Origin of the sequence: Haemophilus sp. SZY H36 (genome assembly GCF_018829625.1) — a bacterium.
Lineage (GTDB): Bacteria > Pseudomonadota > Gammaproteobacteria > Enterobacterales > Pasteurellaceae > Haemophilus > Haemophilus haemolyticus_K.
This window is the reverse complement of the sequence record NZ_JAHKKA010000002.1, coordinates 158,778-170,671: the sequence shown is the minus strand read 5'-3', so window position 1 is coordinate 170,671 and position 11,894 is coordinate 158,778. Positions and strand designations below refer to the sequence as shown.

Sequence of the window (11,894 nt, the reverse complement as noted above, 5' to 3'; positions counted from 1 at the left end):
ATGCGTGATTTAAAAGGTATTTTTAGTGCATTATTAGTGTCATTTAATGAAGATGGCACAATTAATGAAAAAGGTTTACGTCAAATTATCCGCCACAATATCGATAAAATGAAAGTTGATGGTTTATATGTGGGTGGTTCAACAGGCGAAAATTTTATGCTTTCAACTGAAGAGAAAAAAGAAATCTTCCGTATTGCAAAAGATGAAGCAAAAGATCAAATCGCGCTAATTGCTCAAGTGGGCAGCGTAAACTTAAAAGAAGCGGTGGAATTAGGTAAATATGCGACAGAATTAGGCTACGATAGCTTATCTGCAGTTACTCCGTTCTACTACAAATTTAGTTTCCCTGAAATCAAACATTATTACGACACCATTATTGCAGAAACGGGTAATAATATGATCGTGTATTCTATTCCGTTCTTAACTGGCGTGAATATGGGAATTGAACAATTTGGTGAACTTTACAAAAACCCTAAAGTATTAGGGGTAAAATTCACAGCAGGTGATTTCTACTTATTAGAACGTTTGAAAAAAGCTTATCCAAACCACTTAATTTGGGCTGGTTTCGATGAAATGATGTTACCTGCGGCCGCACTTGGTGTGGATGGTGCAATCGGTTCAACTTTCAACGTAAACGGCGTTCGTGCTCGTCAAATTTTTGAATTGACCAAAGCGGGTAAATTAGCCGAAGCGTTAGAAATTCAACATGTAACCAACGATTTAATCGAAGGCATTTTAGCGAATGGTTTATATTTAACCATCAAAGAATTGCTTAAATTAGAAGGTGTGGATGCGGGTTATTGCCGTGAGCCAATGACAGCAAAAGCAACGGATGCTCAGCTTGCTAAAGCAAAAGAGTTGAAAGCGAAATTTTTATAATTAATGGAATATCGTGAGAACCTAGGGGATTGATTTCCCTAGGTTACTCATAATTTATCCCTCTTGGGGTAGCAATTCTCGTTTCCTGCTTCTCAGTTTTTCTATTTCGTAGTGGGGAACCATTATGTTTAACCGTTGGTTTGTTTATCCACGGTATTGAAAATGAAGGAAGTATAGTATGCGTCTTATCCCTCTACACAACGAACAACAGGTGAGTCGTTGGGCTGCACGCCATATTGTTGATCGTATCAATCATTTTAATCCTACAGCTGAACGTCCTTTCGTTCTCGGTTTACCAACTGGTGGCACGCCATTAAAAACTTACCAAGAATTAATCGCACTTTGTAAAGCGGGAGAGGTGAGCTTTAAGCATGTAGTAACATTCAATATGGACGAATATGTGGGTTTACCAGAGGAACATCCTGAAAGTTATCATAGTTTTATGTATAACAATTTCTTCAATCATATCGATATTCAGCCAGAAAATATCAATATTCTTAACGGCAATACGGATGATCATGATGCGGAATGCCACCGTTATGAAAAAAAAATTAAATCTTACGGAAAAATTAATTTATTTATGGGCGGAGTAGGAAATGATGGCCATATCGCCTTTAATGAACCAGCGTCATCATTGAGCTCTCGCACTCGTATTAAAACGTTAACTCAAGACACGCTGATCGCAAATTCACGTTTCTTTGATAATGATGTGAATAAAGTGCCTAAATATGCTTTGACTATTGGTGTAGGCACATTATTAGATGCAGAAGAAGTGATGATCCTTGCAACTGGCCATCATAAGGCGCTTGCCGTTCAAGCAGCAGTCGAAGGTGGTGTGAACCATATGTGGACAGTGAGTGCACTTCAATTACATCGCCATTTTGTGTTAGTTTGTGATGAACCTGCACAGCAAGAATTGAAAGTAAAAACAGTTAAATATTTTACTGAATTAGAACAACGCGCCATTCATAGCGTGTTATAAGATCCTGCCGCTCAAAAGAGCGGTCATTTTTCTGATTATTTTATTTAAGGACAAAAAATGAGATATGCATTAACAAATTGTGTGATTTACACAAAATATGATGTTTTACGTGATTTTGCGGTAATTATTAACGGTGAAATTATTGAAGCGGTAGTTCCACAAGCTGAATTAGAAACAGGCATCAAAACCATTGATTTACAAGGTAATAATTTAACGGCGGGTTTTATTGATCTTCAATTAAATGGCTGCGGTGGCGTGATGTTTAACGACCAAACTAGCGTTGAAACCTTGGAAATTATGCAGGAAACTAACTTGAAATCAGGTTGTACCAGTTTCCTTCCTACTTTTATCACGGCACCAGATGAAAACATAAAAAGTGCGGTGAAAATTATGCGTGAATATTTAAATAAGCATAAAAACCAAGCACTTGGTTTACATATTGAAGGGCCGTTTATCAGTGTTGAGAAAAAAGGTGTACACCGTCCCGAATATATTCGTGAAATTACGCCTGAAATGAAAGATTTCCTCTGTGAAAATGGTGATGTCATTACAAAAATTACCATTGCCGCAGAAAACCCAACTATTAACTATACGCCTGATTTTGTGAAAGCGGGCATTATTGTCTCTGTAGGCCATTCTAATGCGACTTATGAAGTCGCTAAATCCGCATTCCACAAAGGCGCAACTTTTGCGACTCACTTGCATAATGCAATGTCGCCAATTAGTTCTGGACGTGCTATGGGCGTAGTAGGTGCAGTACTCGATTCAGATGTTTACACTGGTATTATCGTGGATGGTGTGCATATCAATTACGGCAATGTTCGCATTGATAAAAAAATCAAAGGTGACAAACTTTGTATTGTGACGGACTCTCTCGCAGCAGCAGGTGCGCCACCTGAATTGGAAACCTTCACCTTCGTAGGAAAAACTATTTATATCCGAGATGGTCACTGTTTTGATGCTAATGGTACGATCGCTGGTGCATCAATTACCATGATCGAGTCTATTAAAAATGCAGTGGAGTTTGTAGAAATTCCGCTTGCTGAAGCAATTCGAATGAGTAACCTTTATCCTGCACGAGCAATTGGTGTGGATGATCGTTTAGGTTCGGTAGAAAAAGGAAAAATCGCAAATTTAGCCGTGTTTACGTCAGATTATAAAGTGACAGCAACTGTGCTTAATGGTGAATGGAAACCTAATTGATTTAAGGTGCGGTAAATTTTTCTGATCTTTTATAGCCCAACCAATCGGTTGGGTTATTTTTTGCTTTACTACTTTAATAAGAATAATTTTCATCTATAATATAAAACCAAGTTAATTACTAGGAGATAGATATGGCGAAAGATGAAGTAGGGCATAATTTTCTTGCACGTTTAGGTAAAACTCGTTTGCGTCCAGGCGGTAAAAAAGCGACAGACTGGTTAATTGCCAATGGCGATTTTGGCCAAGATAAAAAAGTGTTAGAGGTTGCCTGTAATATGGGAACGACAGCCATTGGATTGGCGAAACAATTTGGTTGCCATATTGAAGGTGTTGATTTAGACGAACATGCGTTAGAAAAAGCACAAGCAAATATCGAAGCAAATGGCTTGCAAGAAAAAATTCATGTGCAGCGAGCGAATGCGATGAAGTTACCTTTCGAGGATGAAAGTTTTGATATTGTCATCAATGAAGCGATGCTCACGATGTTACCCGTGGAAGCTAAGAAAAAAGCCATTGCAGAATATTTTCGAGTGTTAAAACCAAATGGTTTATTGCTTACTCACGATGTTATGCTGGTGGGGAATGATCATCAAACGATTCTAGAGAATATGCGCAACGCGATTAACGTGATGGTCACGCCATTAACGAAAGATGGCTGGAAAGGAATATTCCAAGAAAGTGGCTTTAGAAATGTTGATACTTTCTCTGGTCAGATGACCTTACTTTCACCAAAAGGAATGATTTATGATGAGGGCATTCTTGGGACCTTAAAAATCATCCGTAATGCCATGAAAGCGGAAAATCGTGAGCAATTTAAAAGAATGTTCAAAACCTTTAATGATCCTGAACATAAATTACATTTTATTGCTGTATGTAGTCAAAAATAATATAAAAAACAGAGGCCTAGTTTTCTAGGCCTTTATCTTTTATTATTTAGCACAATTACATTCTGAATGGGCTGTTTTTTGTTCAAAACGTTCTGCAACGAAATCCCAGTTTACCACGTTCCAGAATTCTTTAATGTAGTCTGGACGACGGTTTTGGAATTTCAAGTAGTAAGCGTGTTCCCAAACGTCTAAACCTAAAAGTGGGAAACCTTCACAACCTGCCACTTCTTTACCCATTAATGGGTTATCTTGGTTTGCTGTTGATACCACGGCTAATTTACCTTCAGAAGTTAATACTAACCATGCCCAACCTGAACCAAAACGAGTTGCGGCTGCTTTTTCAAATTCAGCTTTAAATGTTTCTACAGAACCGAAATCACGTTCAATCGCATCTTTTAATGTACCTTGTAAAGTAGTACCTTTTTTCAAACTTTTCCAAAATAAACTGTGGTTTGTGTGACCGCCTGCATTATTGCGTAATGCACCACGTTTTTCTGCAGGGATTTTGTCAAGGTTAGAAACTAATTGACCTGGGCACATTTCCACTAATTCAGCGGGTAAACCTTCTAATGCAGCGTTTGCATTGTTTACATAAGCTTGATGGTGTTTGCTGTGGTGGATTTCCATTGTTTGCGCATCGAAATGTGGTTCTAATGCATCGTAGGCGTAGCCTAATTCAGGTAGAGTGTAAGCCATAATTTATTCCTTCTATGTAAAGACAAATTTCGTTGAGGGTTTTGGTCTATAACCAAAAGTGAGCAAATAATAGCAAAAAATTTGATTTAGATCATTAAATGTTTTTCCTTTTGCATTAATAGACGAATTTATTAAACCTTGTTTTAAATCAATAAACCTATCGATCTACACCTAAATAGTTATTTGTTTTGAGGGCTAAAATCTCGTCAAATATTTCCCTTGTGATAGAATATCGCCACTTTTTATTTTCCCTTTGCAATTATGTTTGAACCACACAAGTTATCTCTGCAAAATTTATCCTGCCAACGTGGTGAGCGAGTACTTTTTCGTGCTTTGACTTGCGATTTTAATAGCGGTGATTTTGTGCAAATTGAAGGGCATAACGGCATAGGTAAAACCAGTTTATTACGTATTCTTGCGGGTTTAGCTCAACCTTTAGAAGGCGAAGTGCGGTGGGATGCTGAAGCAATTTCTAAACAACGTGAACAGTATCATCAAAATTTGCTTTATTTAGGTCATCTTTCAGGCGTAAAACCAGAACTAACAGCATGGGAAAATTTGCAGTTTTATCAACGAATTAGCCAAGCGGAACAAAATACTGATATTTTGTGGGATTTGCTTGAGGAAGTGGGATTATTAGGTCGTGAAGATTTGCCTGCCGCACAACTTTCAGCAGGACAACAAAAGCGTATTGCGTTAGGTCGCTTATGGCTGTCTCAAGCGCCCTTATGGATTTTAGATGAGCCGTTTACTGCGATTGATAAAAAAGGCGTGGAAATTCTAACCGCACTTTTTGATGAGCATGCTCAACGAGGTGGCATTGTGTTGTTAACCAGCCACCAAGAAGTACCAAGTTCTCATCTGCAAAAATTGAATTTAGCGGCTTATAAAGCGGAATAACTTAATGATTTTTTTAGAAATAATTAAACGTGAACTTCAAATTGCGATGCGCAAAAATGCGGAGATTTTAAATCCGCTATGGTTCTTTTTGCTTGTGATTACTTTGTTTCCGCTTGTTATTGGGCCAGATCCTAAATTACTTTCCCGTATCGCACCGGGTATTGCATGGGTAGCCGCATTGCTTTCAGCATTGCTTTCTTTTGAACGTTTGTTTCGTGATGATTTTATTGATGGCTCTCTTGAACAATTAATGTTAACCGCACAGCCTTTGCCGATGACTGCTTTGGCGAAAGTGGTTGCGCATTGGTTACTCACAGGCTTACCGCTTATTTTGCTATCGCCTATTGCCGCTTTATTGCTTTCTCTTGAGGTCAATATTTGGTGGGCATTGGTTTTGACATTGTTACTGGGCACTCCTGTATTGAGTTGTATCGGTGCAATTGGTGTGGCTTTAACAGTGGGATTGCGAAAAGGGGGCGTGTTGTTGAGTTTGCTTGTTGTTCCGTTGTTTATTCCTGTTTTAATTTTTGCCTCATCAGTATTAGAGGCTGCAGGCTTAAATGTGCCTTATGGCGGGCAACTGGCAATTTTAGGTGCTATGATGGTTGGCGCAGTAACACTTTCGCCTTTTGCCATCGCCGCGGCACTGCGAATTAGTTTAGATAATTAATTTCATTCTACCGTATAAAAGTGCGGTGGTTTTTCTCTTAAATTTTTAAGGATCTTTTTTATGTGGAAGTGGTTACATCCTTATGCAAAACCCGAAACTCAGTATCGTATCTGCGGTAAATTGAGTCCGCTATTTGCATTTTTAACACTTATTTTACTCGGTGTTGGCATTGTATGGGGCTTAGCATTCGCCCCAGCAGATTACCAACAGGGTAATAGTTTCCGAATTATGTATGTTCATGTGCCGACAGCGATTTGGTCAATGGGTGTGTACGGATCAATGGCGATTGCAGCTGTGGTTGCCCTTGTATGGCAAATTAAGCAAGCTCACCTCGCCATGATTGCAATGGCGCCAATTGGAGCATTGTTTACTTTCTTATCGCTTGTTACGGGCGCCATTTGGGGTAAACCAATGTGGGGCACTTGGTGGGTGTGGGATGCTCGCTTAACTGCAGAATTGATTTTATTCTTTCTTTATCTTGGTATCTTAGCGCTTTATTCTGCTTTTTCAGATCGTAACGTAGGGGCAAAAGCGGCTGGGATTTTATGCATTACAACGGTCGTGATTTTACCGATTATTCATTTTTCTGTGGAATGGTGGAACACGTTACATCAAGGTGCGAGTATCACTAAACTGGAAAAACCATCCATTGCAATTCCAATGTTGGTTCCATTAATTTTGTGTATTTTCGGTTTTTTAACCTTGTATATTTGGCTTACTTTAGTTCGCTATCGCGTGGAATTATTGAAAGAAGATGCGAAACGTCCTTGGGTTAAAGCATTGGCTCAAACACTGAAATAATAAAGTGCGGTTAGTTTTTTAGCGATTTTTTATAAGGAATATTTTATGTTTTTCCAGACTTGGAGTGATTTTTTTAATATGGGTGGCTACGGTTTTTACGTATGGTTATCCTATGCAGTAAGTTTAGTGGCAGTGATTGCCTTAATTGTTCAAAGTGTAAAACAACGCAAGACAGTGTTACAAAATGTATTGCGTGAGCAACAACGCGAAGAACGTTTACAACAAGCAAATAAAGGGAACACACTATGAATCCAAGACGTAAATCCAGATTTAAATTAGTCATTTTTGTTGTGCTCGGCATTGCTATTGCAAGTGGATTGATGCTGTATGCGTTACGTCAAAATATCGACTTGTTTTATACGCCATCTGAAGTGATTCAAGGCAAGGATAATAACCCGAATCAAAAACCTGAAGTGGGGCAACGTATTCGTGTTGGCGGTATGGTGGTTGAAGGCACAGTAGTGCGTGATCCAAAAAGCTTGAAAGTGCGGTTCGATTTGAATGATATTGGCCCTGCGATCACTGTTGAATATGAAGGCATTTTGCCGGATCTTTTCCGCGAAGGACAAGGTATTGTGGCTCAAGGTGTATTAACTCAGCCAACCGTTTTAACCGCGACAGAAGTATTGGCTAAACATGATGAAAATTATGTGCCACCAGAATTAGGTGAAAAAATGCAAAAAGTGCATAAACCAATGGGGATTGGTGATGCGGATTTAAAAGGCGAAAGCACACGTGATCGTCAAGAAAAAGAAGGCGCAAAATGATTGCTGAATTAGGAAATTATGCGCTGGCTTTAAGCTTAGCCGTATCGCTTATGTTGGCGATTTTCCCTTTGTGGGGGGCAGAAAAGGGTAATGCTCAATTAATGGCATTAGCTCGCCCAATGACTTATGGTTTATTGGCAAGTCTAAGCATCGCTTTTGCTGCGTTATTTTATTTATTCGCAGTAAATGATTTTAGTGTTCAGTATGTTGTGAATAACTCTAATACGGCTTTACCGATTTATTATCGTTTGTCTGCCGTATGGGGCTCTCATGAAGGTTCTTTATTACTGTGGATTTGGTTACTGGCCGTTTGGTCATCTGCCGTTGCTTTATTGAGTAAACATTTACCTCAAGAAGCTGTTGCTCGTGTACTTGGTATAATGGGGATTATTAGCGTCGGTTTTGTGTTGTTCGTCTTGTTCACCTCAAATCCTTTTACTCGTACTTTCCCAGATTTCCCAGTGGACGGAAAAGAACTTAACCCAATGTTGCAAGATGTAGGATTAATTTTCCATCCGCCATTACTTTATATGGGCTATGTTGGTTTTTCTGTGGCATTTGCGTTTGCGATCGCATCCTTAATGACTGGAAAATTAGATTCAGCTTGGGCGCGTTGGTCTCGTCCTTGGACGCTTGCTGCTTGGGTGTTTTTAACTTTAGGTATCGTTCTCGGTTCTTGGTGGGCTTATTATGAGCTTGGCTGGGGCGGCTGGTGGTTCTGGGATCCTGTGGAAAACTCCTCGTTTATGCCTTGGCTTGCTGGTACAGCATTGATTCACTCTCTGTCTGTGACAGAAAAACGTGGTTCTTTCAAAGCTTGGACGGTATTACTTGCGATTTTAGCCTTTTCGCTTTGTTTACTCGGCACGTTCTTAGTTCGTTCTGGCATCTTAGTTTCAGTTCACGCATTTGCATCGGATCCAACTCGTGGTTTGTATATTTTGGCTTACCTTGTTGTAGTAATTGGTGGTTCGCTTGCGCTCTATGCGTATAAAGGCAGTCAAATTCGCTCTCGTGATAATGCAGAACGCTATTCACGCGAAAGTATGTTGTTATTAAATAATATCTTATTAATGACCGCACTTTGCGTTGTATTCTTAGGAACGTTATTACCACTCGTTCACAAACAACTTGGTTTAGGTTCTATTTCTATTGGTGCGCCATTCTTTGATCAAATGTTCTTAATTATTATGACACCATTTGCATTATTGCTTGGTATTGGACCTTTGGTGAAATGGCGTAGAGACCAATTTTCTGCAATTCGTATGCCTGTTGTTATCAGCGTATTTGTTATGCTGATTGCAGGTTTTGCGTTACCTTACTTCTTGCAAGATAAAATTACAGTAAGTTCTGTGCTGGGTTCAATGATGACTGTAATTATTGCGTTACTTGCGCTTTATGAATTGCAACAACGTGCGACGCATCGTGAATCATTCTTTGTTGGCGTACGCAAACTATCTCGTTCTCATTGGGGAATGATGTTAGCTCACTTAGGCGTAGCAATGACAGTTTGGGGGATCGCCTTTAGCCAAAACTTCAGCGTAGAACGTGATGTTCGAATGAAGGTTGGCGAGAGTGCACAAATCGGTCGTTACGATTTTAAATTTGCTGGTGTGACGGATGCAAATGGCCCAAACTATATTGGTGGAAAAGCTCAAATTGATATTTCGAAAGATGGGCAACCAGAAGCAAGCTTATTTGCAGAAAAACGTTTTTACACAGTAAGTCGTATGTCTATGACGGAAGCCGCCATTGCTGGTGGTTTAACTCGTGACCTCTATGTGGCTCTCGGTGAAAAGATTGATGATAATTCTTGGGCGTTACGTTTATATTATAAGCCGTTTATTCGTTGGATTTGGATTGGTGGCTTGTTTATGGCGTTAGGTGGATTGTTGTGTATGTTCGATCGACGCTATCGATTTAACGCTTTATTGAAAAAATAATATGACGGCGCACCTTGATTAGGTGTGCCTTAACTTTTAATTAGATTATGTGAACAATGCGGGCTTTTATAAAAGTCTACTTTGGTTTTTTATATTTAAAGTGCGGTAAAAAATGAAAAAAAAATTACTCGTTCCTCTTATTCTCTTTTTATCGATAACAATTGCATTTTTAGTGCAATTAAAACGCAATGCGCAAGGTGAAGATATTAAAGCACTAGAATCTGCTTTGGTTGGAAAGCCTGTGCCGGCAAAAAATTTAACAGAGCTTTTTGAAAATAAAGCTTACACGAATGAATTGTTTCAACAAGGTAAGCCGGTTTTGCTTAATGTGTGGGCGACGTGGTGTCCGACTTGTTATGCCGAACATCAATATTTAAATAAACTTGCTAAGGACGGTGTGCGAATTATCGGTTTAGATTATAAAGATGAATCCCCTAAAGCAATGAAGTGGTTAAAAGATCTTGGCAATCCTTATAAAGTTGTTTTAAAAGATGAAAAAGGTTCTTTCGGTTTGGATTTAGGAGTATATGGGGCACCAGAAACTTTCATTGTAGATGGAAAAGGTGTGATTCATTATCGTTATGCCGGTGATGTAAACGAGAAAGTTTGGACTCAGACTTTAAAACCAATTTATGACAAACTTTCGGAGCAACAATAATGAAAAAAACATGGCTATTTTTGACCGCACTTTTGTTTAGCTCAGTGGCGTTTTCAGCCATTGATGCACTTAATTTTACTTCTCCACAGCAAGAGAGCGATTACCACCAATTAACACAATCTTTGCGTTGCCCTCAATGTCAAAATAACAATATTGCGGATTCCAATGCGACTATCGCAGTGGATATGCGTGGCAAAGTATTTGAGCTTTTACAAGAAGGCAAATCGAAAAATGATGTAGTGGATTATATGGTGGCACGCTACGGCAATTTTGTAACTTACGATCCTCCTATGACAGCGAGTACATTAGTGCTATGGATTGCGCCATTATTGCTTGTATTGTTAGGCGTGGTATTTTTATTAAGACGTAAACCAAAAGCTCAAAGTGCGGTGAAATCCCAAGATGTTTTAACTGATGAAGATAATGCGCGTTTGGCAGAATTATTAAACAAGGATAAATAGATGAATTTTGCATTAATTTTTATATTAACCACTTTAGTTGTGGCGTTAATTTGTTTTTATCCTTTATTGCGTCAATTCAAAGCGAAACATTGGCAAAAACGTGATGATTTAAATAAGGCGTTATATTTCTCGCGCTTGGAAGAAATTGAGCAAGATAATTCCCAAGGTTTAGTTGAAAATGTTGAGCAACTCAAACAAGAATTACAGAAGACCTTGCTTGATGATGTGCCGAGCAAGGTTCAAGAGAATGCGGATTATTCTGGCAAATCTTATGGAAAAGTGTGGTTTGTGTCTGGCGTGTTGGCGCTAGGAATTATCGCGGGCTCTTCTTATTTTATGGTGGGCTCTTGGCAAGCTGAATCGATGTTAGAGCAAACTTATGCGAAATTGCCATATTTCTATGAGCGAATGAAAGATGAAGATAAAAATCCATTTTCTGATGCAGAAATGCAGCAATTTTCTACCGCACTTCGAATCGATTTGCAGAAAAATCCAACTGATGCAAAAAAATGGTGGATGCTCGGTCAGATTGGGATGAATTTAGGTGATGTACGTTTAGCATTTGATAGTTATCAGAAGGCCAACAAGTTAGAACCAGATAATGTGCAATATAAATTAGGCTATGCTCGCGTGTTGATGTTCTCTGATGATGCGACTGATAAACTAAAAGGTGGCGATTTATTACGTGAAGTGATTCGTCAAGATCATACTAATGTTGAGGCCCTAAGTTTGCTCGCATTCCGTTATTTTGAAACGGAAGATTATAAAATGGCGGCAGTGACTTGGGCGATGATGCTGCGCTTAATGCCGAAAGATGATGAGAGGGTTCCATTAATTGAAAAAAGTATTCGTGCCGCGCGTGATGCTTTAGAAGCGCAGAACGAAGAAAAATCAAAAAGTATTACCCCTGAAAAATAACCTAGAGCATTGTAGTGCTTTCTGATATAGTGCGGTAAAAATGATTATTGATGATGAACCTATTTATTAGGTTTTCATTATGTTACTATCATAATTAATACGAACTAATTAGAATAGATAATTTATCGC

Annotated in this window: 14 protein-coding genes; 13 read left to right on the top strand and 1 reads right to left on the bottom strand. The window is 38.9% G+C overall.

The window, feature by feature from the left end; translation table 11 throughout:
• The 4 genes from nanA (at nt 1) to KP713_RS04540 (ending at nt 3,951) form a co-directional block, all read left to right on the top strand.
• Nucleotides 1–879: an N-acetylneuraminate lyase gene (gene nanA / locus KP713_RS04555; protein ID WP_005631506.1), complete on the top strand. Its 879-nt coding sequence runs from the start codon at nt 1–3 to the stop codon at nt 877–879.
• A gap of 178 nt (nt 880–1,057) precedes the next feature.
• Nucleotides 1,058–1,861, top strand: a complete 804-nt coding sequence (nagB, locus tag KP713_RS04550; RefSeq protein ID WP_048953896.1) for a glucosamine-6-phosphate deaminase — start codon at nt 1,058–1,060, stop codon at nt 1,859–1,861.
• 57 nt (nt 1,862–1,918) lie between these two features.
• Nucleotides 1,919–3,064 (top strand): N-acetylglucosamine-6-phosphate deacetylase, encoded by a 1,146-nt coding sequence (gene nagA, locus KP713_RS04545; protein WP_215769976.1) that lies wholly within the window; start codon nt 1,919–1,921, stop codon nt 3,062–3,064.
• Between the two features lie 131 nt (nt 3,065–3,195).
• Nucleotides 3,196–3,951: a class I SAM-dependent methyltransferase gene (locus KP713_RS04540; protein ID WP_215769975.1), complete on the top strand. Its 756-nt coding sequence runs from the start codon at nt 3,196–3,198 to the stop codon at nt 3,949–3,951.
• Nucleotides 3,952–3,993: 42 nt separating this feature from the next.
• Here the strand turns inward: KP713_RS04540 and sodA are convergent, their stop codons facing one another.
• Nucleotides 3,994–4,647 (bottom strand): superoxide dismutase [Mn], encoded by a 654-nt coding sequence (gene sodA, locus KP713_RS04535; protein WP_215769974.1) that lies wholly within the window; start codon nt 4,645–4,647, stop codon nt 3,994–3,996.
• A 261-nt stretch (nt 4,648–4,908) separates the two neighbouring features.
• Between sodA and ccmA the strand changes: the two genes are divergently transcribed.
• The 9 genes from ccmA to ccmI all read left to right on the top strand — a co-directional run bounded on the left by ccmA (nt 4,909) and on the right by ccmI (nt 11,765).
• Complete coding sequence (gene ccmA / locus KP713_RS04530; protein ID WP_215769973.1) at nt 4,909–5,547, top strand: cytochrome c biogenesis heme-transporting ATPase CcmA; 639 nt, start codon at nt 4,909–4,911, stop codon at nt 5,545–5,547.
• 4 nt (nt 5,548–5,551) lie between these two features.
• The gene (gene ccmB / locus KP713_RS04525) at nt 5,552–6,217 is read left to right on the top strand and encodes a heme exporter protein CcmB (protein ID WP_005637214.1); all 666 of its coding nucleotides are present in this window, start codon (nt 5,552–5,554) and stop codon (nt 6,215–6,217) included.
• Nucleotides 6,218–6,277: 60 nt separating this feature from the next.
• Nucleotides 6,278–7,018, top strand: coding sequence for a heme ABC transporter permease (locus KP713_RS04520; RefSeq protein WP_005634316.1), 741 nt, complete (start codon nt 6,278–6,280; stop codon nt 7,016–7,018).
• A gap of 45 nt (nt 7,019–7,063) precedes the next feature.
• Nucleotides 7,064–7,267 (top strand): heme exporter protein CcmD, encoded by a 204-nt coding sequence (gene ccmD, locus KP713_RS04515; protein ID WP_005634314.1) that lies wholly within the window; start codon nt 7,064–7,066, stop codon nt 7,265–7,267.
• Nucleotides 7,264–7,785 carry a cytochrome c maturation protein CcmE gene (gene ccmE, locus KP713_RS04510; RefSeq protein ID WP_005631161.1) on the top strand — a complete coding sequence of 174 codons (522 nt, stop codon included), beginning with the start codon at nt 7,264–7,266 and terminating at the stop codon, nt 7,783–7,785. The genes ccmD and ccmE overlap by 4 nt, the downstream gene beginning before the upstream one ends.
• On the top strand, nt 7,782–9,728 hold the full coding sequence (locus tag KP713_RS04505) for a heme lyase CcmF/NrfE family subunit (RefSeq protein WP_111407572.1): 1,947 nt from the start codon (nt 7,782–7,784) through the stop codon (nt 9,726–9,728). Before ccmE ends, KP713_RS04505 begins: the two co-directional genes overlap by 4 nt.
• A gap of 112 nt (nt 9,729–9,840) precedes the next feature.
• Nucleotides 9,841–10,386, top strand: coding sequence for a DsbE family thiol:disulfide interchange protein (locus KP713_RS04500; protein WP_046942240.1), 546 nt, complete (start codon nt 9,841–9,843; stop codon nt 10,384–10,386).
• Complete coding sequence (locus KP713_RS04495) at nt 10,386–10,847, top strand: cytochrome c-type biogenesis protein (RefSeq protein WP_046952745.1); 462 nt, start codon at nt 10,386–10,388, stop codon at nt 10,845–10,847. Before KP713_RS04500 ends, KP713_RS04495 begins: the two co-directional genes overlap by 1 nt.
• Nucleotides 10,848–11,765, top strand: a complete 918-nt coding sequence (ccmI, locus tag KP713_RS04490; protein WP_048953889.1) for a c-type cytochrome biogenesis protein CcmI — start codon at nt 10,848–10,850, stop codon at nt 11,763–11,765.
• Nucleotides 11,766–11,894 lie beyond the last annotated feature (129 nt).